Annotated in this window: 22 protein-coding genes; 13 read left to right on the top strand and 9 right to left on the bottom strand. The window is 63.9% G+C overall.

Annotation, left to right across the window (positions count from 1 at the left end):
- Positions 1-553 precede the first annotated feature (553 nt).
- The 7 genes from ACS8YF_RS08460 (at position 554) to ACS8YF_RS08430 (ending at position 4867) form a co-directional block, all read left to right on the top strand.
- Positions 554-1567, top strand: coding sequence for a histone deacetylase family protein (locus ACS8YF_RS08460; RefSeq protein ID WP_440849780.1), 1014 nt, complete (start codon positions 554-556; stop codon positions 1565-1567).
- Between the two features lie 295 nt (positions 1568-1862).
- Positions 1863-2786, top strand: coding sequence for a J domain-containing protein (locus tag ACS8YF_RS08455; protein WP_440849779.1), 924 nt, complete (start codon positions 1863-1865; stop codon positions 2784-2786).
- A gap of 7 nt (positions 2787-2793) precedes the next feature.
- The gene (locus tag ACS8YF_RS08450) at positions 2794-3201 is read left to right on the top strand and encodes a hypothetical protein (RefSeq protein ID WP_440849778.1); all 408 of its coding nucleotides are present in this window, start codon (positions 2794-2796) and stop codon (positions 3199-3201) included.
- Positions 3202-3257: 56 nt separating this feature from the next.
- Positions 3258-3665: an ester cyclase gene (locus ACS8YF_RS08445; RefSeq protein WP_440849777.1), complete on the top strand. Its 408-nt coding sequence runs from the start codon at positions 3258-3260 to the stop codon at positions 3663-3665.
- A 166-nt stretch (positions 3666-3831) separates the two neighbouring features.
- On the top strand, positions 3832-4074 hold the full coding sequence (locus ACS8YF_RS08440) for a type II toxin-antitoxin system Phd/YefM family antitoxin (RefSeq protein WP_440849776.1): 243 nt from the start codon (positions 3832-3834) through the stop codon (positions 4072-4074).
- Complete coding sequence (locus ACS8YF_RS08435) at positions 4071-4334, top strand: Txe/YoeB family addiction module toxin (protein WP_440849775.1); 264 nt, start codon at positions 4071-4073, stop codon at positions 4332-4334. Before ACS8YF_RS08440 ends, ACS8YF_RS08435 begins: the two co-directional genes overlap by 4 nt.
- A gap of 71 nt (positions 4335-4405) precedes the next feature.
- Entirely contained in the window at positions 4406-4867 is a 462-nt protein-coding gene (locus ACS8YF_RS08430; RefSeq protein ID WP_440849774.1) for a hypothetical protein, read from the top strand.
- Positions 4868-4995: 128 nt separating this feature from the next.
- Here ACS8YF_RS08430 and purU read toward each other — a convergent pair whose 3' ends face one another.
- On the bottom strand, positions 4996-5853 hold the full coding sequence (gene purU / locus ACS8YF_RS08425; RefSeq protein WP_440849773.1) for a formyltetrahydrofolate deformylase: 858 nt from the start codon (positions 5851-5853) through the stop codon (positions 4996-4998).
- Between the two features lie 669 nt (positions 5854-6522).
- On the opposite strand from purU, the gene ahpC reads away from it, so the two are divergent.
- Entirely contained in the window at positions 6523-7086 is a 564-nt protein-coding gene (ahpC, locus tag ACS8YF_RS08420; RefSeq protein WP_440849772.1) for an alkyl hydroperoxide reductase subunit C, read from the top strand.
- A gap of 83 nt (positions 7087-7169) precedes the next feature.
- Positions 7170-8765: an alkyl hydroperoxide reductase subunit F gene (ahpF, locus tag ACS8YF_RS08415; RefSeq protein WP_440849771.1), complete on the top strand. Its 1596-nt coding sequence runs from the start codon at positions 7170-7172 to the stop codon at positions 8763-8765.
- Between the two features lie 114 nt (positions 8766-8879).
- On the opposite strand, the gene ACS8YF_RS08410 is transcribed toward ahpF, so the two are convergent.
- The 6 genes from ACS8YF_RS08410 to ACS8YF_RS08385 all read right to left on the bottom strand — a co-directional run bounded on the left by ACS8YF_RS08410 (position 8880) and on the right by ACS8YF_RS08385 (position 15289).
- The gene (locus ACS8YF_RS08410) at positions 8880-9734 is read right to left on the bottom strand and encodes a 23S rRNA (adenine(2030)-N(6))-methyltransferase RlmJ (RefSeq protein WP_440849770.1); all 855 of its coding nucleotides are present in this window, start codon (positions 9732-9734) and stop codon (positions 8880-8882) included.
- A 152-nt stretch (positions 9735-9886) separates the two neighbouring features.
- Complete coding sequence (locus ACS8YF_RS08405) at positions 9887-11473, bottom strand: gamma-glutamyltransferase family protein (protein ID WP_440849769.1); 1587 nt, start codon at positions 11471-11473, stop codon at positions 9887-9889.
- Between the two features lie 21 nt (positions 11474-11494).
- Complete coding sequence (locus ACS8YF_RS08400; RefSeq protein WP_440849768.1) at positions 11495-12337, bottom strand: sulfite exporter TauE/SafE family protein; 843 nt, start codon at positions 12335-12337, stop codon at positions 11495-11497.
- 6 nt (positions 12338-12343) lie between these two features.
- Positions 12344-13666 carry a TRAP transporter large permease gene (locus tag ACS8YF_RS08395; RefSeq protein WP_440849767.1) on the bottom strand — a complete coding sequence of 441 codons (1323 nt, stop codon included), beginning with the start codon at positions 13664-13666 and terminating at the stop codon, positions 12344-12346.
- Positions 13656-14198 (bottom strand): TRAP transporter small permease subunit, encoded by a 543-nt coding sequence (locus ACS8YF_RS08390; protein ID WP_440849766.1) that lies wholly within the window; start codon positions 14196-14198, stop codon positions 13656-13658. Before ACS8YF_RS08390 ends, ACS8YF_RS08395 begins: the two co-directional genes overlap by 11 nt.
- The gene (locus ACS8YF_RS08385) at positions 14198-15289 is read right to left on the bottom strand and encodes a TRAP transporter substrate-binding protein (protein ID WP_440849765.1); all 1092 of its coding nucleotides are present in this window, start codon (positions 15287-15289) and stop codon (positions 14198-14200) included. Before ACS8YF_RS08385 ends, ACS8YF_RS08390 begins: the two co-directional genes overlap by 1 nt.
- A gap of 360 nt (positions 15290-15649) precedes the next feature.
- Here ACS8YF_RS08385 and ACS8YF_RS08380 point away from each other — a divergent pair, with 360 nt between their 5' ends.
- Positions 15650-16096, top strand: coding sequence for an Lrp/AsnC family transcriptional regulator (locus tag ACS8YF_RS08380; RefSeq protein ID WP_440849764.1), 447 nt, complete (start codon positions 15650-15652; stop codon positions 16094-16096).
- 180 nt (positions 16097-16276) lie between these two features.
- Here ACS8YF_RS08380 and ACS8YF_RS08375 read toward each other — a convergent pair whose 3' ends face one another.
- Entirely contained in the window at positions 16277-17464 is a 1188-nt protein-coding gene (locus ACS8YF_RS08375; protein WP_440849763.1) for a sensor histidine kinase, read from the bottom strand.
- Positions 17465-17624: 160 nt separating this feature from the next.
- The gene (locus tag ACS8YF_RS08370) at positions 17625-18302 is read right to left on the bottom strand and encodes a murein L,D-transpeptidase catalytic domain family protein (RefSeq protein ID WP_440849805.1); all 678 of its coding nucleotides are present in this window, start codon (positions 18300-18302) and stop codon (positions 17625-17627) included.
- Positions 18303-18394: 92 nt separating this feature from the next.
- Between ACS8YF_RS08370 and ACS8YF_RS08365 the strand changes: the two genes are divergently transcribed.
- From ACS8YF_RS08365 to dinB, 3 genes are all read left to right on the top strand, one after another.
- Positions 18395-20134, top strand: a complete 1740-nt coding sequence (locus ACS8YF_RS08365; RefSeq protein ID WP_440849762.1) for a L,D-transpeptidase family protein — start codon at positions 18395-18397, stop codon at positions 20132-20134.
- 344 nt (positions 20135-20478) lie between these two features.
- Positions 20479-21555, top strand: coding sequence for a GGDEF domain-containing protein (locus tag ACS8YF_RS08360; RefSeq protein WP_440849761.1), 1077 nt, complete (start codon positions 20479-20481; stop codon positions 21553-21555).
- A 75-nt stretch (positions 21556-21630) separates the two neighbouring features.
- A complete protein-coding gene (gene dinB, locus ACS8YF_RS08355) occupies positions 21631-22716 on the top strand; it encodes a DNA polymerase IV (protein WP_440849760.1) in 1086 nt (361 codons plus the stop codon).
- Positions 22717-22749 lie beyond the last annotated feature (33 nt).

Here is a 22749-nt window from a genome sequence, read left to right as displayed (position 1 = left end):
CCCGCATACCTCGCACGCCGCATCTGTATTCGGGCTCCCTTGAGCGCAGCCATGCAGGTCGGATTAGCGAAGCGTAATCCGACGGGCAAGCTCAAGCCTGATTCCGTACGCATGGCAGTCGCGCTCGTATTCCGCCCCGTTAAACGGCGCTACCATCGGATTGCACCCGCAAAGCCAGCACCGTGTCCGAGTGCCCCTTTTTTTATTCCGTCGTTTTGGCACGCAAACGAAGGAACCCGCACCGAAGCGCAGCGCGAAACCAAACTCGCCCCACCCCGTGACTAGAAACAAGAACCGCCCTACCGGACCGCCCCACCCGTAACCGAGCCGGCAACACAGCACACCAACAGCGCGAACCCGAATCCCAAGCCCGTCATCAAGGCAACATCCCAACCGCCGAAACGCCCACGCCCCAGCGTTTCGCCACGCAATTAAACCCCGGGCCCAACCACCCCATTGCAGCCCCAAACACCCAAAGCGTATGTTGCCTACACGCGTTTCATTCAGCGGCCAGGCAAGGCCGCCAAATCCACCTCGGCAACGGACCCGCCCTGTGAAAGCCTACTTCGACGAAACCCAGAACCAGCACCACCCCAAGAGCTATCTCACCCGCGGCGCCATGCGCTCGCCGCAGGAAGTGCCGGCGCGTATTCCGCCCCTGCTGGCCGCGCTGAAAGGCCTGGGCGTCGAGCTCGATACGCCGCGCGACCACGGCATGAACCCCATTTCGGCCGTCCACGACATGGGCTATCTCCGCTATCTGGAATCCGCCCACCGCCGCTGGCCGGAAGACTGGGGCGAGGAAGTGATGTCCAACATCTACGTGCGCGAAGGCAACCCGATGAAGGGCATCCTCGCGGAGACCGCCTTCTACATCGCCGACGGCAGCTCGCCCATCGGCCCGAATACCTGGAAGGCCGCCTACACCAGCGCCCAGTGCGCCCTGTCCGCCGCCGACGATATCGCCGCCGGCCAGAAAGCCGCCTACGCTGTGTGCCGCCCGCCGGGCCACCACGCCCGCCCGGACGCCGCCGGCGGCTTCTGCTTCCTGAACAACGCCGCCATCGCCGCCAATTACCTGCGCGAAACCTACGACAAGGTCGCCGTGCTCGATCCCGACATGCACCACGGCCAGGGCGTGCAGGAAATCTTCTGGGAACGCGACGACGTGCTCTACGTCTCCATCCACGGCGATCCCACCAACTTCTATCCCGTCGTCAGCGGCTACGAAGAAGAACGCGGCGCCGGCCGCGGCTACGGCTTCAACCTCAACCTGCCCATGCCGCACGGTTCCAGCGAGCGCTTCTTCTTCGAAAAATTCGACCAAGCCCTCACCGCTATCCGCCTGTTCGAGGCCGACGTCATCGTTGTTGCTCTGGGCTTCGATACCTACTACGAAGACCCGCAGGCCAAGGTGTCCGTCACCTCCGAAGGCTTCCAGAAGATGGGCGCGCTGCTGGCGGCGACCGGCAAACCGATTTGTGTGATCCAGGAAGGCGGATACGACGTCGACCATTTGCAGGTCAATTCGACGCATTTCTTTACCGGGCTGCTGAAGGGCGGATAAACCCGCCGGGTCGTTCGCGCCGGGGCCGCCGGCAGGAAGCGGCGTTCCCGCCCGCCCCGGCGGCTCCGGTCCGACAGCGGCTTGCGCGGGCATTTCGGCATGACAGGCGCGTACCACTTACACTCCCTTTGGGGGTGTCTTAAACTGACTGCTGGTGTCATGGCGGTCATGGCGGGACTGCCGTGAGGCTGATGGAGTCATCAAACCAGGCCCGCCGCCCCAACGAGCCAGGGGATATCCAGAGTCGGAAACCAAGAATACGATGCGCCGTTCACGCTTTTCCGCTTTCGAGCTCATGTTGCTGCGAACGCATCGCCAGTGGGATACGGCGTCGCTGCTGTTGCTGGCATGGGTGTTCGTCAACAAGCGCATCGCGCTGGAAGAGGACCGGCGCTATCTGGAAGGGTTGGCCGGCAGCTACCGGCATACGGACGATCTCGATACCTTGCTGGCGATCGCCTCGAGTGGCGATTCCGCCGCTATCCAGCTCGCCGCCGAAGTATTGCGTGCCGAAGGCCACGATACGCCGTTGCACCCCCTGCTGCGCCAGGCGATCGGCCTCGCCACCAGCGCCGGCGAGCTCAGCCCGCGCAACCATCATATTCTGCGTTTTCTGGCCGACCTGTCGGCGGCCACGTCCGCGGTCTTCGCACAAATCTTCCAGGAAGTCACGGGCAGCGCCCTGACATCACCGGGCGACCCCAGCTGCGCGGCATATTGGCAAACCGGTGACGCCGAAGCCACAGCGGCGCGGCGGCCGGCCTGGCAGAACTGGCGTCGGCGCCGCCGCCGTCAGGTCGTCCGCGCCCGGCGACGCTGGCGGGCGCACCGCCGGGCCCGGGAACAAACCAGGGCGCGCGCCCGCCAGGCAGAGGCACAGGCGCGTCAGGAGCGGGCGCGGCAGCAACAGGCCCGCCAGGAAGACGCCCGGCGCGAGGAGCACTCGCATCGACGGCAGGAGGAGGAGCAGCACCGCCAGCAACAGCGCGACGAAGCCAGCGCGGCCGCCCGGCCCAACCACCGCATCCGCCTGGCCCTGAAAGTCCTTGAGCTGGACGAGACGGCCTCGCCGCCGGAAATCAAGCGCGCCTATCGCCGCCTGGCGCAACGCCACCACCCGGATCGCTTCCACGGCCAGGGCGAGCTGCGCATGGCGATCGCCTCGCGGCGTTTCCTGCGCATCAAGGATGCCTACGAATATCTTATGAGGCCGGTCTGACCCCGCTATGCGCGATCTCTACCGTCGTCTGGGCATTCCGGCAAACGCGGCCCGACGGGCCATCGCCCGCAGCGCCGCGCGCTGCGACAACCGCGCGCTCCAGACCGACGCCCGGCGCGTCCTGGGCGACCCGGCCCGACGCCAGCAATACGATGACCTGCACCGCCTGCTCGGCGAACTCGGCCGCCTGCGGGCCAACCTCGGCATGACCCACACCCCACATTGGCAAGGCGACGTGGCCAACGATTTCTCGGTGCCCGCCGAGCGCGCGCCCGCACGACTGAAACGGCTCGACGCCAAGCTGGCTGCCCTCCTGCGCCGGCATCAACGGCGCCGACAACGAACACTCGCCAGGGCGCTCGCCATCGCCCTGGCTCTGGCCGCGGCCTACGCCGCCGGCCGGCTGCTCAGCTGAGGAAACGGCCACAGGCCTCGCCTGCCTCGGCGGCAACTGACTTCGGCGTAATGTCCATGTCCAATACAGGCCAGGTTCGAAGGTTCTACGAAGTGTTATGGGACGCGCATGATAAATCTGCGATCCCATCCGTGCTCCATGAGTCATTTACGTTCCGTGGCTCGCTTGGCCAGGAAAAGAAAGGCCACGATGGCTTTGCGCAGTACGTCGACATGGTCCACGAAGCGCTGGGCGATTATCGCTGTATCACTCAACAACTTGTTTCCGAGGACAACAAGGTCTTCGCGAAAATGCTGTTTACCGGCATACATAAAGGCGATTTCATGGGCTTTTCGCCGACCGGTAAGCGAGTCGAGTGGCACGGCTGTGCGCTGTTTACATTCACTGGCCATCTAATCAGTGACGTTTGGGTTCTCGGCGACCTCAAGAATCTGGAATTGCAGTTAGAGCGGAATGCAATATAAAGGCGCCCTGCCGCGGACCGCCTAAAGCGCTGCCGCACTTTGCCTTCCCTCCACACGCTGCGCCGCTCCGATGTACTCGACCGTCGGCACGCTGCAAAGCGTTCGCCTTGACGTACGTACCCGAAGGCGTACAGTTGATGAAAGCCGAACACGCAAGAGGTGTGTCATGACCGGAATCACAGCAACTGAGGCGCGTAGCAACCTTTATCGGTTGATAGATGAGACCGCCGAATCCCACGAACCAATCGTCATCATGGGTAAGCGGAACAGAGCCGTTTTGGTATCCGAAGATGACTGGTCGGCCATTCAGGAAACGCTTTACCTGCTCTCCGTGCCCGGTATGCGCGAGTCTATTCGTGAGGGGATGAATACCCCCGTGGATGGATGCGATGCGGAGCTCGACTGGTGACATGGAAGCTGGTTTACACCAAGCAAGCACAGAAAGACGCAAGGAAACTTGCCTCCAGCGCCCTCAAGCCAAAGGCCCAGGAATTACTGACACTGATCGCGGAAGACCCCTACCGCAAGCCGCCTCCGTTCGAAAAGCTCATTGGCGATCTTGCTGGGGCTTATTCACGCCGCATCAACATTCAGCATCGCCTGGTATACCAAGTGCTCGAAAACGAGCGAGTGGTCAAAGTGCTCCGGCTCTGGAGCCACTACGAGTAAATCCATAACCCGTCACGGTTGCCGGACGATTTCCGCGCAGCGTCACGTTCGGCGAAACGGAGTTTGTCTCGATGAGTACGTTTGAGCCCTACGTAAAACGGCCGGTGAGATTCATTCGGCAACTCGACGCTTATGATTGGCGTTTGAAGGTCTATGGGCTTTCCGTCGTATCGGATGAGCTTATCGATACGGTGATCCAAGCCATTCCCGGCTATCTTCCAAGCCCGGCCGTAAACCGACATCGCTATGGCGTCGGTTTTTTAATTATCCACCGTAGTACCTTGCGTAACTGGTTTCTCTTGGACTGGTGGGAGCACGGGGACATTCTTTTTCACAAGTTGTTTTCTTCGCCATGGGATGAGCCGAAATCAATCTCTGCTGAGCAAGAAATGCCGGCCTTAGCTTGTGTTCACGAACTCCGCGTCATTGATTTTGAGAGTAAGGCCTGGATCAAGGCGCTTCTTCGAGAAAACCCACAGCCGAGTTTAGCGGAGTATATGAATTACAGATTCGATAATGACGCTGAAGCCTAGCAAATTCGGTCATACGCTCGCGCCGGTATGCGCCCCTCTCTAAGCCCCGTTTACATGAATCCGGGAGCTGTCGCCGGCGCGAGGCCGCGACCGCGATAGAGCGATAAGCCGCTGGTTTGCGCCGGGCTCTAAAGCACGATGGTGCGCTTGCCACTGATCATGACCCGATCTTCCAGGTGGTGTCGCAGGCCACGGGCGAGCACCGCCTTTTCGATATCCTTGCCGTAGCGGATCAGATCGCGCACGGAGTCGGTATGGTCCACGCGGGTGACATCCTGATCGATGATCGGCCCGTCATCCAGTTTGGCGGTGACGTAATGGCAGGTGGCGCCGACCTGCTTCACACCCCGTCGATAGGCCTGCAGATACGGGGCGGCGCCGACGAAGCTGGGTAGAAAGCTGTGGTGGATGTTCAGCACCCGCCCGCGCAGGCGCTCGCAGAGCGAGGCGGGCAGGATCTGCATGAAGCGCGCGAGAACCATCACTTCGCCTTCGGCCTCTTCGAACAACCGCTCGATTTCGGCGAAACCGGCCGCCTTGTCGGACTTGTCGATCGGCACGTGGTGGAATGGAATATCGTGCCATTCGGTCAGCCCGCGCGCATCCTCGTGGTTGGAAATTACACAGGGGATGTCGATGTCCAACTCACCCGACTGCCAACGCTCCAGCAAATCGTAGAGGCAATGCATCTGCCGCGATACCAGGATCACCACGCGCTTTCTGACCGCGCTATCGCTGATATGCCAGTCCATGTCCATTTCCCGCGCGAGCGATGCAAAGCGCCGCTGCAGTGCGTCCAGCTGGAACGGCAGTGAGTCGGCCCGCACTTCGACCCGCATGAAGAAGCGACCGGACTCCTCGTCGGAATGCTGGCTGGAGCGCAGAATCCAGCCGCCATGCTCGGCAATGAAGGTGGCAACACGCGCGACAATGCCGGTGCTATCCGGGCAGGAAAAACGCAAGGTATAAAAACGACTACGACTCATAAGACATTACGCTCGAAACAGGATTATCTTGAAAGAAGCCCGGATACGGCCGACCTGGAATAACCCCGGCCCACGAGCCTCGCCCGCCGGCCACGCATTCGGGTCTTGCGCTGCGAAGCTCGACAGTCCGATCCTCGACTGTATGCAACCCGCAGGATCGCCGTCACCAAGCGCAGCCGATCGGCGTTGTGGATTCGCGCGCCAGTCCTGCGGTCGGGATGAACCGTATCGCATAAGTCAAAACACATACCATACCCTGCGAGAGACGCATGCCCCCTGCTTCGCTCGGCTGTTGTGTTGATGCGGCGGAGCCCACCGGCATGACCGAGGCTCGACTGTGGCCCGCGCGCTTTAGGCCGGCCAGGCACCCACGGCCAGAACGATCGGGAAGGCGCGTGTGGTTCCATCGTCCAACGTGCGTTCCATATGGTGGGTGGTGGTGAACTGAACGTCGGTGAATCCCGCCGCCCTCGCTGTTGTGCGCACCATTCTCGACAAACGCCGCGATTACCTCGCGAACATGCGCACGTTTGGACGCGCGGCATTGTATTGCTCGCTCGATTATAGGTTAACGCTATTGATTTTATTCTAATAATAGATTTAATCTTGCGCCGAATTCACGCCAGAATACGACCTTCGTTTTAGTCCTTTCGCATTACAGGAGTGGATATGTCGCTGATCAATACGTTCGTCAAACCCTTCAAGGCTACCGCTTACCATAACGGTGAATTCGTCGAGGTCACTGAGGAGACGTTGCAAGGGCATTGGTCTGTGCTGTGCTTCTACCCCGCCGACTTCACGTTCGTGTGCCCGACCGAACTGGAGGACCTGGCGGACCTGTACGAGGAGTTTTCCTCGCGCGGCGTGGAGGTCTACGGCATCTCCTGCGATACCCACTTCGCGCACAAGGCCTGGCACGACACCTCGGATGCCATCAGCAAGGTGCAGTACCCACTGATCGGCGACCCGACGGGCACCCTCGCCCGCAACTTCCAGGTGATGGTCGAGGATCAAGGCGTTGCCCTGCGCGGGACCTTCCTGATCAACCCCGAGGGCCAGATCAAGCTGTTCGAGGTCAACGACGAAGGCATTGGCCGCGACGCCAACGAGATGCTGCGCAAGGTGCGCGCCGCGCAGTACGTGGCCGCCCACCCGGACGAGGTCTGCCCGGCCAAGTGGAAGGAAGGCGAAGAAACGCTGAACCCATCGCTGGATCTGGTCGGCAAGATCTGACCAGTCGATAGCGAACCCTTTCCGGTTCCCCGCGGCCGGCCCGGCGTGGCCGGTCGCTTTCGCAGTAATGGAGCGACCCTTTCATGCTGGATGACAACATCAAGCAACAGTTGACCGCGCACTTCGACAAGATCGCGCACGACATCGAAATCGTGGCATCGGTCGATGACGGCAAGGGCTCGGCCGACATGTTGTCGATGCTTGAGGAGCTCGCGGCTCTGTCGCCGAAGATCGCCCTGCACGAATCGCGCGATGACGACGAGCGCAAACCCTCGTTCAACGTCCGTCGCGCCGGCAGCGACATGCATATCCGCTTTGCCGGCATTCCCACCGGCCACGAATTCACCTCGCTGGTGCTGGCCCTGCTCCAGGCCGGCGGTCATCCGGTCAAGGCGAGCGAGTCGGTGATCGCCCAGATCGAGAATCTCGACGGCGAGTTCCACTTCGAGACATATATCTCGCTGTCGTGCCAGATCTGCCCGGATGTGGTGCAGGCCATCAACGTGATGGCGGTCCTGAATCCCAATGTGCGCGCCACCATGATCGATGGCGCCCATTTCCAGGATGAGGTCGAGTCTCGCGAGGTGATGGCGGTGCCGACGATCTTCCTGAACGGCGAGCCGTTCCACTCCGGCCGCATCAGCCTGGAAGAGATCGTCAACCGCATCGACGACAGCGCCGCCGAGCGCGATGCCGCCGAAATCGATGCCAAGGACGCCTTCGATGTGCTCGTGGTCGGCGGCGGACCGGCCGGCGCCTCGGCCGCGATCTATGCCGCTCGCAAGGGCATTCGGACCGGCGTGGTGGCCGACCGTTTCGGCGGACAGGTGCTCGATACCGCGGGGATCGAGAATTTCATCTCCGTGCCCGAAACCGAAGGCCCGAAACTCGCGACCCAGCTGGAACAGCATGTGCTGTCCTACGACGTGGACATCATGAAGCCGCAGACCGCGGCCGAACTCGTGCCGGGCGAACTGTTCGAGGTGAAACTCGATTCCGGCGCCACCCTGCGCTCGCGTTCGGTGATTCTTTCAACCGGCGCGCGCTGGCGGCAGATGCAGGTGCCGGGCGAAGCCGAATACCGCAACCGCGGCGTGGCCTACTGCCCGCATTGCGACGGCCCGCTGTACAAGGGCAAGCATGTGGCGGTGATCGGCGGGGGCAACTCCGGCGTCGAGGCGGCGATTGATCTGTCCGGTCTCGTCAAGCACGTCACACTCATCGAGTTCGAAGACGAACTGCGGGCGGATGCGGTGCTGCAGCGCAAGCTGCACAGCCTGTCCAACGTCTCCATCCTCACCCACGCCCACACCACGGAAGTGGTCGGCGACGGCAAGAAGGTCACCGGTCTGAAGTATCTGGACCGTGGCACGGACGAGCGGCACGAGATCGCGCTGGAAGGCGTGTTCGTCCAGATCGGCCTGATCCCGAACACCGATTGGCTCAAGGGCGTGGTCGATATGACTGATCGCGGCGAGATCATCACCGACGAACACGGCCAGACCTCGGTGCCCGGCGTGTTCGCCGCGGGCGATGTGACGACCGTGCCCTACAAGCAGATCGTGATCGCCATGGGCGAAGGCGCCACGGCTTCACTGGGCGCCTTCGACTATCTCATCCGCCATTCGGCGCCGGCCGAACAAGCCGAAACCGACGAACGCGAATCCAAAGTCGCCTGATTCGCCGCTCGCTCATGTGCATCTGAGCGGCCCGCAGCGATGCGGGCCGCTTTCTTTAAGTCACCCCCGCCCTGCCCGGCATGTCGGCGGGTGGCGGCCTTGAATGATTGCCCCCTACGCCCCCTGCGCGGTCAGCCAGGCACTGCGATGGCTGGCGCCGTCGCCGAGCAGTTTCGCCACCGTCTTGAACGTATCGTCCAGGCGTTGATCGAGCTGCCACGGCGGGTTCAGCAGGATGAGCCCGCTGCCATGCATGCCGTATTCGGCGGGCGGGGTGCCGAGGCGCAGTTCGCTATGCCAGAGCTTGGGAATACCGGATTGGCGCAGACTGGCCAACAGGCGTTCGTGGCGCCGCGCGCCCAGTAACGGATACCAGATGACGACCACGGCGTGGCGCGCCTTGCGCACGATATGGCGCAGCGCCTTGGCGACGTCCTGGTATTCATTCCTGAGCTCGTAGCTGGGATCGATCAGCACGCACAGGCGCGGCGTGTTCACGGGCAGCATTTTCCGCAACCCTTCGAGCCCGTCGGCATGCAGACGCTGCTGGCGCTTGCCCGCGGACAGCGCTTCGGCCTCGAGCGCCTGGTGCTCGGCCGGGTGCAGTTCGAACAGAGAGAGCTGGTCCTGTTTTCGCTGCAGATCGGCGAACCACCAGGGCGAGCCCGGATAGCGACGTAATACGGCCCCGCCCTGCAACGTCGCGAGCCGCCCCATCCAGTCGCCGAGCGGCGAATCCACGGCCACGGCATCGCGCTGCTCCCACAGGCGGGCCACGCCGTTGCGATATTCGCCGTTTTTCTGCATGGCCTTGTCGGCCAGTGGATACAGCCCCCGGCCGGCGTGGGTGTCGACCAGCGTGATGGCCGATTCCTTGCGCTGCAGCGTGCGGAGCAACGTATACAGCGTCAGGTGCTTGTGTACGTCGGCGAAATTGCCGGCGTGATAGGCGTGTTGGTAAGAGAGCATGAGAACGCGTTACGAAGCAGACCGCACAGCTTAGGTCTTGTTGCCGTTTCATACGAGGCCTGCGTTGGCAAAGCTACCGCCTGGCAGGCGACGATTCCCGGCTCTGGCAGGCCACAAGGGCCTGTCGTCCGGTATCGCCGGAAGATCACCGATCAGGCACCCGCAGCGATCCCGTCGCTCCTTGGATCGGCGCCGCCCTCGAACCAGCCGTCCGGGCGGTGGATCACGGCGCCGGCGTGGCCCATGGTGTCGCTGAAAGCATCCGCCAGAACCTCGGTGTCGTGGCCGGCGGCTCGCAGTTGTTCGACCAGATCGGCGCTGAAGCGCGATTCGAGTTTGAGCGTCGTACTGTTTTCGCCCCAGGTGCGGCCCAGCAACCAGCGCGGCGCGCTGATGGCCTGCTGGATGGGCTCACCGAAACGCGCGTAGCGCGTGAAGACAGCCGCCTGGGTCTGCGGCTGGCCTTCGCCGCCCATGGTGCCGTAGACCATGGTGCGTCCATCGGCGAACCGGGCGAGCGCCGGGTTGAGTGTATGGAACGGGCGACGGCCCGGCGCCAGCGCCTGGCGACCCTTCGGATCGAGACTGAAGCTGATGCCGCGATTCTGCCAGAGCACGCCGGTGGACGGCGACACGACACCGGAGCCGAATTCCCAATAGATGCTTTGAATGAAGCTCACGGCGCAGCCGTCGCGGTCGATGCAGCCCAGCCAGACGGTATCGCCGGGGGCGTCCGGTTGCGGCCACGGCAACGCCTGGGCCGGATCGATCCGGTCGGCGAGCGTGTCGAGATGGGCGTCGGTCAGCCAGGTCGCCGGGTCGCGGGTCATCCAGGCCGGATCGGTGACTTCGCGATCGCGGACGAGAAACGCTTGCTTGGTGGCTTCGACCAGCCCGTGCAAGTGGGCGAAACCCTCGCCCTCGGCCACGCCCAGACGGTCGAACAGGCCGAGAATCATCAGCGAGGCCAGGCCTTGCGTCGGCGGCGGCAGGTTGTACACATCGGCATCGTGCAGGGCGAGCGCGAGCGGCGCGACCTCGCGGGCGGCGAAGTCAGCCAGATCGCGCCGGCGCAACGGGCTGCCGGCGGCTTCGAGGTCGGCGGCCATGGCATCGGCGAGTTCGCCGCGGTAGAAGTCGTCCAGGCCGGCGCGCGCGAGCTGGTCGAGTGTATCGGCAAGCCGGGTCTGCTTGAGGACAGTACCGACGCCCGGCGGCCGGCCGTCGATGAATAAATGCTCGGCAAAGCCGGGCACGCCCACCAGTTCGTCGTGCTTGGCGGCGCCGAGCGCGGCCTGGCTTCGAGTGACGGCGATGCCGTGGCGGGCATGTTCGGCCGCGTCGGCCAACAACCGTGACAAGGGCAGTCGCCCGCCCCATTCCTGGCTGATGGCCTGGGCACGCGCCCAGCCGCCCACGGTGCCGGCGACGGTGAGCGCGGCCAAGGGCCCACGCGACGGAATGGTGTCGTGGCCGGCATAGAAGGCCCTGTCGGCCTGGGCCACGGCCGGCCCGCAAGCGTCGATGGCGCGCGGTGCCTCGCCGGGGCGCGAGATCAGCCAGAAGCCGTCGCCGCCGATGGAATTCATATGCGGATAGACGACAGCAATGGCGGCAGCGCTGGCGATCATCGCCTCGATGGCATTGCCGCCATCGCGCAATACATCCCGCCCGGCCTGGGCGGCCAGATGATGCGGCGCGACCACCATGCCGCGCCGACTCCGAAGGGTTTCCCGCACGATTTCTTCCTTTTCTAGTTATCAGCCACCAAACAAGTCCACAAACATACGCAAAGACGTGAGCAGGAGGAATAGCGCGAACACCTGACGTAGCCGCAATGGGTTCACACTATGCGCCAATCGCGCGCCGACCGGGGCCATGAGCACCGTGACGGGCACGATCAGCGCAAAGCCGATCAGATTGACGTAGCCGAGGCTGCCCGGCGGCCGGTGGGGCGCGCCGAGCCCGCTGATGACCATGCCCAGCGCGCCCGGCACGCTGATGATCAACCCGATGGCGGCGGCGGTGCCCACCGCCCGGCGCATGGGAACATCGAACAAACTCAGCAGCGGCACACTCAAGGTCCCGCCGCCGATACCCATCAGGCTGGAAAACCCACCGATCACGGCGCCGAGCGCCCACCGCGCCGGCTTGCCGGGCAAGCCCTCGGCCAAGGCGGCGCTGGAGACGCGCAACGCCATGTTCCGAGCCACGATCAACGCCACCACGGCGAACACGCCGGTGAGCACCGCGCCGCTGACCCACCCCGCCAGAGCGGTACCCACGAACACGCCGGCCACCACGCCGGGTGCCAGCGAGCGAAGCAGCCCGGGGTCGAGACTGCCGTGCTGATAATGCGCGCGCGCCGACACGATCGAGGTGGGAATGATGGTCGCCAGCGAGGTCGCCACGGCCACGTGCATGCGGACACCGCTATCGATGCCGAGCCATGCGAACAGGTTGTAGAGCACCGGCACGATCACGATACCGCCGCCGACACCGAGTAACCCGGCCATCAGGCCAGCCACCAGGCCGGTCGCGAGCAGCGCACCGGCCAATGCGGCCAGCCAGAGCAGGCCGTGGATGTCCATTGCGTGAATCATGACCGGCTACCAGCCGATGGCGTGCGGCAGCCAGATCGCGAGCGCCGGAAACACGCACAGCGCGATCACGGCCACGACCTGAATGCCGATGAAGGGCATCACGCCCCGGTATATATCCCGCGTGGTGATTTCCGGCGGCGCCACACCACGCAGATAAAACAGCGACCAGCCGAATGGCGGCGTCAGAAAAGAGGTTTGCAGGATCATCGCCACCAGGATGCAAAGCCAGGCCAGATTCACGCCGGACTGGGTGAAATACGGCAGGAACAGCGGCAGCACGATGTACGAGATCTCGATCCAATCGAGAAAGAAGCCGAGTACAAAAATCAGTAGGCCCATGAAGGCGATGCCGCCCCAAACGCCGCCGGGCAGCAGCGCGAACAGCTGATCGACCAGCACATCACCGCCCAGACCGCGAAAGGCCAGGCTGAACACCTGGGCCGCGATCAGAACGAACAGGGTCATGCCGGTGATCTTGAAGGTGGACAGTACCGTCTCGCGCATCACCTGATAGCTCAGCCGGCCGGAACAGAGCACAAGCACGATCGATCCCAGCGCCCCCATCGAGGCCGCCTCGGTCGGCGCGGCCACGCCGCCGATGATCGACCCGAGCACCAGGATAATCAGCGCCACCGGCGGCAATACCACCTTGACGAGATCGATCGCCAGACGGCTGGCACTCATCCCGGCTCGCTCGTCGGCATCGATCGGCGGCATGCGCTGCGGTTGCCTTATCGCCACAACGGTGAGATACACCAGATACAGCCCCGCGAGCATCAGGCTCGGGATCAACGCCCCGGCGAACAAAGTGCCCACCGAGACACCGGAGATATCGGACAGGATGATCAGCACCAGGCTCGGCGGGATGATCTGGCCCAGCGTGCCCGACGCGCAAATCGTGCCGCAGGTGATGCCCTTGTCGTAGCCACGCGCGAGCAGTGTGGGCAGGCTGATCAGCCCGACCGTGACCACCGTGGCGGCCACGATGCCGGTCGAAGCCCCCATCACGACGCCGAACACGATAATGGCCAGCGCCATGCCCCCCGGCCGGCTGCCCGACAGATGGCCGATGACTTCCAGCATGCGCTCGGCGAGCCGGGACTTTTCCAGCATTACCCCCATGAACACGAACAGCGGAATCGCCAGCAGTGTGTAGTTGGTGACCACGCCGTAGATACGCAGGGGCAACAGGTTGAACAGCGACTCCCCTGCGCCCGCGACACCGAACACGAGGCCGGCCGCGGTCAACGCAAAGGGCACGGGGATGCCCACCAGCAGCAGCGCGAACAGCGCACCGACCATGACCAGCGCCAGATATTCAACGCCCATGGGCGGCCTGCTGACGGGGGATGAGCGCACGAATCCCGAGCGCCATGCCTTCCAGCGCGATCAGAGCGAAACCCAGCGGGACGAACGCCTTGAGCAGAAAACGGTCGGGCAGGCCGCCGGGCGTGGCCGAGCCCTCGCCCATTTGATAGGCCATGGTGACGAATCTCATCGAGACATAGGCGATAAACACCGAGGTTGGAACGACGATCAGGAAGCACACCAGGATGTTGATCCAGCGACGGGCGCGCTCGGAAAAACCCTGGTAGAAGATGTCGACCCGGACGTGCTCATCCTGCTGCAGGGTGAACGGCGCGCTGAGCATGGCAATCACCGCCAGCAGATGCCATTCGAGCTGCTGCTCGGCAACCGAGCCGATGTGCCAGATGTAACGGGCCAGCACATCGCCGGCCACCAGCAGCACCAGCACGAGGGTAAGCCACGCACAAACGCGGCCCATCCAGTGGATGCCCCCGTCGATGCCGTCGGCGAGGCGGCCGATCGACCGCAGGAAGAAGTGGATCGACATGTGCATCAAAGGTTCTTGTCGAGCACCATCTTCTCGCTGATATTCAACCAGGCGTCGGCTTTCTTCTTGAAGTCGAAGTACGACTTGTTGACCTTCGCGACCTGCGGATCCTTCCTGACGTAATCGCTGAGGATGTCGTTGCTGGCGGTACGCAGATGTTCGAGCACGCCGTCCGGCAGCTGCTTGACCTTCACGCCGTCCTTGTCGACGAGATCGCGTAGCGCATCCGGATTGTTGGCGTTGCACCAGGCGAAGCTGATCTCATTGCAGGCCGCCGCACAGTTTTTGACCACGGCCTGCAGATCGGGCGGCAGACTTTCCCAGGCCTGCTTGCCGATCAGCAGCTCGGTCACGGTGCCCGGCTCGTGCCAGCCCGGGGTGTAGTAGTACTGGGCCGCGTTCTGCAGCCCGAGCTGTCGGTCGAGATAAGGGCCAACGAATTCCGCGGCATCGATCACGCCACGATTGAGCGCCGGGAAGATGGAGCTGCCGGGCAGCAGCTTGACGCTGACGCCCAGCTGCTCATAGACCTTGGCGGCCAGGCCGGGAATACGCATGCGCAGCCCCTTGAAGCTGTCCACGTTCTCGATCGGCTTCTTGAACCAGCCGGTCATCTGCATGCCGGTATTACCGCACGGTAATGCCTTCAGCCCGAAATCCGAATAGATCTCGTCCCAAAGCTCGATGCCGCCGCCGTTATACAGCCAGGCATTGACGCCGAGCGTGCCCATGCCGAACGGCACGGCGGCAAAATACTGGGCCGCAAATACTTTGCCGGACCAGAAATACGAATTGCCCCAGTTCATGTGCACAGTGCCGGAACGCACGGCGTCGAATCCGCCGAAAGCCGGCACCAGCGACTTGGCGGCATAGAAATCGATTTTGAGACGCCCGTTGGATGCGGCTTCCACGCGTTTGCAGAAGTCTGTCGCGCTGCCCGGGCCGGTGCTGTAGAACGGCGCCCCCGGACCGTACGCGCTGGTCATCCGCCAGTGGAATGTCTTTTTTTCGGCCGCACTCGCAATCATCGGCGCGGATGCCGCCCCGGCCAGCGCACCGGCCCCAGTCTTTAGAAAATCACGCCGCTTGATAGTCATCGCTTATCTCCGTTGTCCCGATTGCAATGTCAAAAAAGGAATCGCTATCCACCAGGCGCCAGGAGCAAGGTACGTGCCATGCCGAGAAAACAAGATAACTTTCTGTTTTTTATGATTAAAAAAAGAACTTTCGGTTCGGATGCGGACAAATGCCGCGCACCGGGATGCACCCGGTTGGTGCCGTGCCGCCGGAAGGCGAAATGACAATCGGAGCCGATTGACGGCCACCGCTCGCGTTTGTGCGGTACCGATCACCGGATGGCAGGGAAACTGCATGACGATGGGACGTGTGCTTCATCGTTTGTCAAAAACGCATCGAAAAAGCGCCCGCCCCCTTTCAGTGCGACTTCGAGGTGACCCATGGACGATCTGGACCGGCGCATTCTCGGCCTGTTGATCGAGGACGGCCGTCTTTCCTTTGCCGAGATCGGCCGACGGCTGGCGATCTCGCGTGCGCACGCGCGCGACCGTACCGCCAGCCTTCAGGCACGCGGCGTGATCGAGCAGTTCACAGCAGTGGTGAATCCGGAAAAGGTCGGGGTGGGAATCTCGGCGTTCCTGGACGCGAAAGTGGCGCCCACGCTGGTCGAGACGTTATGCGCCGAGTTGGCGCCGCTTTCGGAGGTGGTCAGTCTGTACTTGATGAGCGACATGCGCAGCCTGCACATTCACACGCTCACCCACACCGAAGCGGATCTCGACGCCTTCGTACGCGAACACTTCTTCGCCCGTGAGGGGGTGCAGTCGATCGACTGCACGCTGCTGCTACGGCGCATCAAGAACCGGCGCGGCGGACCGCGTATCTAGACCATATGGATTGCATCGCAATCCATATCAGGGGCCTGTTGCCGTTTCATACGGTACCGCCCCGGCATGGAAAACCCGCTCATGCCGGCTTGTGCCGTACTCAAGGCAACCCCGCATACGGATATGATCCCCGGCGCCCCCCCCCCCGGCCATCCGGACACCGGACAAGGCGTTCGCGTATCAGCGGCCGCCTTCGTCCACGGCTCGCAATGCCTGTTCGGGAACGCGGACCGTGACGATCATGCCATCGTCGGTGTAGGTCTGTAATTCGGCGTCGATGCGCTCGCCGAGCAGGGCGATCAATTCATGCCCGTTGCCCTGCGCCGTCACCGTAGGCGGCATACCCCGGCCGTTGTCGGCCACGGTGATGGTGAGATAGCCCCCTTCGCGCCGGAGCCTGACCTGCACGGTGCCCGACTGCCCTTGCGGAAAGGCATGCTTGGCACTGTTGGCGATCAGTTCATTGACGATCAGGGCGAGCGGGATAGCCCGGTCGAGATGGGCATGGGCGGATTCGATATCGGCCTCGATGCAGACATCCGAATGCTCGTTCTTATAGAACTGGTTGAGGTTGTCGCACAGTTCCCGGAGGTACTTGCCAAACTCGACGTCACGCGCCTGGCCGGACTGGTACAGATGCTGATGCAGGCGACCGAGCGTCGTCACACGGTTACGCACCGCGCGAAAACGTTGCTGGGCGAGCGAGTCTTCGAGGCGGGCGGTTTCGATCGACAACAGGTTGCTCACGACCTGCAGGTTGTTCTTGACCCGATGATTGAGCTCGTCGAGCAACGTTTCCTTTTCGCGCAGCAACACATCCTTGTCGTGCACGGCGCGCTCGAGCGCCTGCTCGGTCTGTGCGCGCTCGTGGGCGGAAGCCAGAACGTTGGCAAGCGATTGCAGGAACGCCGCGTCGTCCTCATCGAACACACGGTTGCGCACCGACGTGTCGGCCTCAAGCACGCCGAACGGCTCGCCATTACCCTGGATGATGACGTTGATCGCCTTGTCGACCCCGTGATCCGCCAGCACCCGGGGCGTACGAAAGCGTTGCTCGCCCAACAGGTGGTTGGCGATGACCGGCCGGCCCGTATGCAGGGCGTACCCCGCGGGCGAGTCGAGCCCGCCGCCGATCGTGGCATGGCCGACCACCCCTTCATGCCAGCCCACGCCGGCATATACGAGAAAATGGTTCTCGGCCGGCTGGTAGAGCAGAACCTTCGCCAGGCGCGAATGCACGCCTTCCGCGGCCAGACGCGAGGCCTCATTCGCCAGGGCCGCGAAGTCGCGGTTCTTCAACGCATACAGGCCGAACTCGGAGATCAGGGATTGCTGTCGCAGGCGGTATTCAATGGCTTGGTCTGTCATGTCACGCAAGCGGGCCAAAGTTCGTGGAACATGGACTCGATTCACGACCAGCGTACGCAGGATAGCTTACGCACGCTGAACGTCACCGGCTCGAATTCCCGCATTCGAAGCACGTCTGCCCGGTCGCCGCCCCGGAAGCCGCCGACGCCGGCTTCCAGACTCAGGGCGTACTGGCAACCAGTGTGGGTGCCGGGGCGCCATCGCAGTGCAGATATCGCGAATGCTTGATCCACGACGGCTTGGGGTAATACGCAAACACATACTGCCCATTCTTGAGACTGTTGATCAGCGGCTTGACCACGGCCGGCCGAACGGCCGGACAGCCCAGGCTGCGCCCCAGCCGTCCGACGCGATGGATGAAGGCAGGCGTGGCGTATGGCGCGCCGTGGATGACGATCGCGCGGCTGTAGGCGTTATTGTTGATGCCGGGTTCCAGACCTTTCAGGCGCAGTGCGTAGCCATCGTGCCCCTGGTAACTGTGCAGCGTGCGGAACAGACCCAGGCTGGACTCGTGGCTGTCCGGGACGTTGGAGAAATGCTCGGCCTCGTTGGCGCCGGTGGCCCGGCCATGCGCGACCCATTCCTTGAACAGCAGCTGCGGCTGCGATAGATCGAACACCCACAGGCGGCGCCGGGTTGACGGCAGCGAATAATCGATCACGGCCAACCGATCCGCGTCAGGCTGGCCGTGGTGCTCGGCACAGGTCATGGCCGAGGCCGCCAACGCCAGCACACGCGGATTGGCGCCCGGGGCCAGACGTTCGAGCATGGCGGTCAGACTGCCGGCGTGGGCCAGGCCGGCGCAGGCTGCCCAGCCGATCAGCACCCGGCCGAGCATCCGGGCCGGTCGCCACCGGCCGGCCGCATTTGGAGTAAAAAACCAGGCAAGACGCGACAGCAGCTTGATCAGCATCGGCATTGGATCCCGTGTTGGCACACGCGGCAGAGACCTTGATCCCGATCAATCCGTGCCGCGGCACAAGCGGCCATTATGGCGAAATGATGATCGGCGACAAGCATTTGAGGCAATTCCGCGTGGCGATCCGGCGCGATCTGACGGCTTTCGGCCTTGCCCTGCTGCTGTGGGCGCCGCAGGGCACGGCCTGGGCGCAGGCCGTGACTGAGCCGGCGATCGCCGCGCAACTGCAGGCCATGCTGCCCCATGTGACGGCCGAGCGCTCGCCCGCCGATGCCGGCATGGCACAGGTCCGGAATTTTTATGCCGCGCGCGATTTTCGCCCGGCCTGGGACGGGCCGGCAACGGTGCCCGCCTTCGTGGCGGCACTGTATACACTGGTCGACGACGGTCTGGCGCCGCGCGATTACGGCGCCGATCGACTCGTCGCCGCTTATCGTCGGGCCGATGCATCGAACCGCGCGACAGCCGTAACCCGCGCACGCTTCGATCTGAACGCGACCCGACTGTATCTGAGCGTGCTCGACGACCTGAACCGTGGCAAGGTCGACCCGGCACTGCTCGGCCCCAGCTGGGGTCTGCCGGTCGAACGCTACCGTCCCGACATGAGGTTATTGTCGCAGGCCGTGGACGCGCTGGACTTCGAACAGACGTTTGCCCGCGCGCGCCCGGCCCATGCCACTTACCAGCGGCTGCGGGCGGCACTGGCACGTTATCGTGATATCAAAAGCCGTGGCGGCTGGCCACAACTGCCGGCGGACTCGACTGTCCTGCATCCGGGTGATGTCGATCCTGCCGTGGCGGCGCTTCGTCGTCGGCTGGCGGCCATTGGCGAACCGGTGGCCGCATCGGCCCGGCCCGATCGTTACGACGCGATCCTGGCCGGGGCGATGCGCCGGTTTCAGGCCAACCATTATCTGACGGCCGATGCGGTTGTCGGCGCGCAGACACGTTCGGCATTGAATGTCGGGGTCGATGCACGCATCGACCAGATTCGCGTCAATCTCGAACGCGCGCGGCTGCTGCTGCATGACCTGCCCAGGTCTTTCGTGCTGGTCGATATCGCGGGTTATCAGCTCAGTTACTATCGTCCCGATGGCCGGATCTGGCGTACCCGCATTGTCGTGGGCCGGCCCTATCGCCGCACCCCGTCGCTGCGTTCGCAAATCACCCGGCTGACGTTCAACCCGACCTGGACGGTGCCGGCATCGATCACCCGACGCGAAATGCTGCCGCGGATTCGGCACGACCCGGGCTATCTCGCACGCGAACATCTGCGCGTTCTGTCGCCGTCCGGCACGCCGCTGGACCCGGCGGCGATCGACTGGTGGCATCCGCCCTCGATCGTTCTGCGACAGGCTGCCGGGCCGGACGACGCGCTCGGCCGCGTGGTGTTTCGCTTCGCCAACCCGTATGCCGTCTATCTGCACGACACGCCGGCCCAGGCCCTGTTCGGCCGCACCCGCCGTGCTTTCAGTCACGGCTGCATACGAGTGCAGAATGCGCTCGAGTTCGCCCGGCTTTTGCTCGCCGACGACCAGCGCTGGCGCGCCGACGACATCGAGCGCGTCGTGGGCTCGGGCAAGACCACCCGCGTCACCTTGCCCCGGCCGGTACCGGTGATCGTTCACTACTGGACGGTCGACGTCGGCGAAAACGGCCAGCTCGCCTTCAAGCCCGATATCTACACCCGCGATCGGGCCCTGCTGGCCGCGCTCGATCGGCCGCTCGACCTGGTGGGTACTCTGCGCTGACCCCGGCCCGGCAATCGGTTTCGTTGATGCGAGGTGCATCCGGCCGACGCACTTTCCCGCAGCAGGCGATGCCAGGCATTGCATGATGCATTGATGCCATGCCCGGGGCGGCGGTTGGCCGGAGCGGCGATCATGATCGGCATGCCGGGCGATTGCCCGACATCCCCGTCTCCGGAATGCCCGTCAGCGCCCTTGCCCGGGCAGCCGCCGGCCGCTTCCACGCATGGGGCTTGCCGGCACCGGACACGCGCGTTCCGGTAAACTCGCAGGCATCCCGCGCGGCAGCGATTCACGACGACCGGAATCGCGAGGGACCGGGAAGGCGGGGTCGGACTGGATCGATAGTGCGCAACACCCCGAACCGAAACCATACCGTCTCCGGGGTGCCGATCGGCCGCTCGCTCGACGAAACCATCGGCGTCCCCGGCCATTCCGCGCATCGCGCGGCCGTGCTCCGCCTCCTGCTGTGGATCACGACCGCGGGCTCACTTTTATTCACGGCATTGAACCTCGCCCATCACCACTGGGCGCTGGCCGTGATCGAGCTCGGTCTGGCGATCTATGCCCTGATATTGCTCAAGGCAAACCGCAACCGGAGTGACCCCGGCCACTACGCACTGGCCTATGTCATTCCGCTCAGCGCGGTTATCCTGTACGGCTATATCACCGTACCGCTCGACGATTCGATCTACGTCTGGATGCTCGTGGTGCCGATGGTGTCGTACATCCTGCTCGGCCAGCGGCAGGGGTTCGCTGTCACCCTGGGCTTTTTCACGCTCGCCGTGGTCGCTTCGCTGTTCAAGCTCGAAGCCACCGCCATCGACTGGGATACGGCGGCAATCAACCTCGTGGTCTGCTTCGTATCCGTCGCCGGCCTGGCCCATGTATATGAAGTCGTCCGCTCGGACGCCGAAGAGCGGCTGCGCACTTCAGCGCTTCGGGATTCCCTGACGGGCGTGTTCAATCGCACCGGCGTCAACATGCGCTTCGACCACCACACGCGGACGGCGGACGGCGAGTCCGCGCCACTCGCCTTGATCCTGCTCGATCTGGATCATTTCAAGCGCATCAACGATAGCCACGGCCATCAGGCGGGCGACGATGTACTGCGCCGCGTCGCACGCTGCATCGATGCGCAAACCGAGGCCCAGGACACCATCGGCCGCCTCGGCGGTGAGGAGTTCGTGGTCCTGCTGCCCGATCGCGGGCTCGAACAAGCCCGAGACATCGCCGAGCGCATCCGTTGTGCGATCGAGTCATCCCACGGCGCATTCGACATGGCACCGATCGAAGTCACGGCAACCCTCGGCGTGGCCGCGCGCGATCGTGATGAAAGCCTGGATACGCTGCTCGAACGCGCGGATGCCCGGCTGTATCGCGGCAAGCTCAATAATCGCAACCAGGTGGTCGCCACGGCATAGCACCACGCGGGCCGCGCTCCGGAAAATCGCCGGCGCCGGTTGCACCGAGCCGTTCGTGGCGGCATATATGCCGGCATGAGTACCCCAGGTTCAAATACCGTACGCAAGATCGTGCACGTCGACATGGACGCGTTCTATGCGTCGGTCGAACAGCGCGACCACCCCGAGCTGCGCGGCAAACCGGTGGTGGTCGCCCAGCGCAGCCCGCGTTCGGTCGTCACCGCCGCGAGCTACGAGGCCCGACCGTTCGGCATTCATTCGGCGATGCCGGCGTTGCGCGCGGCCAAACTATGCCCCGAAGCGGTGTTCGTGCCGCCGGATTTCGCGCGCTACAAGGCCGTTTCGGCCCAGATCCGCGAGATCTTCTTTCGCTATACGCCGCATGTCGAACCGCTGTCGCTGGACGAGGCCTATCTCGATGTCAGCGAGCCGCTGATCCCCTCGCCCTCGGCCACCGATACGGCGCGCGCGATCCGGGCGGCGATCCGCGAGGAAACCGGGCTGACGGCTTCGGCCGGCATCGCGCCGAACAAGTTCCTGGCCAAGATCGCCTCCGACTGGCGCAAGCCCGATGGCCAGTTCGTGATCAAACCGCATCAGATCGAACGCTTTCTGGTCGATCTGGCGGTCGGCAAGATTCCGGGCGTGGGCCGCGTGATGCGCGCCAAGCTTGCCGAAATGAATATCGCGACCGCGGGCGATCTGCGGGCGGCGGGTGCGGCGGTGCTCGTCGAGCGCTTCGGGCGTTGGGGCCAGCGCTTGTCCGAGCTGGCCGAGGGCATCGACGAGCGCCCGGTGAAAGCCCATCGCGAGGCGGTGCAGATTTCGGCCGAGGACACGCTGCGCGAGGATCTTCTGCTATCGGAACTGGCGCCGCATATCCAGCGCATGGCCGACAAGACCTGGGCCAGTTATCAACGCAAGGCCGAGCGCGTGGCCTGCACCGTCGTACTCAAACTCAAGACTTCGGACTTCCAGATCCTGACGCGCAGCTACACGCCGGTCGCCCCGCCCCGCAGCGCCGCCGAACTCACGGCCATCGCCTGCGCCCTGCGCGACCGGGTCGAGCGTGGCCCGAGCGAACGCTATCGGCTGGTGGGCGTGGGCCTGTCCGGATTCGTCGCGGATCATGAAGCCGTGCGCCAGACGGCGCTGTTCTGAATCGCCCCACCGCATCATCGCGCATTGACGCGG

The organism is Salinisphaera sp. SWV1 (assembly GCF_052044155.1).
Classification (GTDB): domain Bacteria; phylum Pseudomonadota; class Gammaproteobacteria; order Nevskiales; family Salinisphaeraceae; genus Salinisphaera.
The sequence above is the reverse complement of the archived record's forward strand: the minus strand, read 5'-3'. Positions and strand labels throughout refer to the sequence as shown.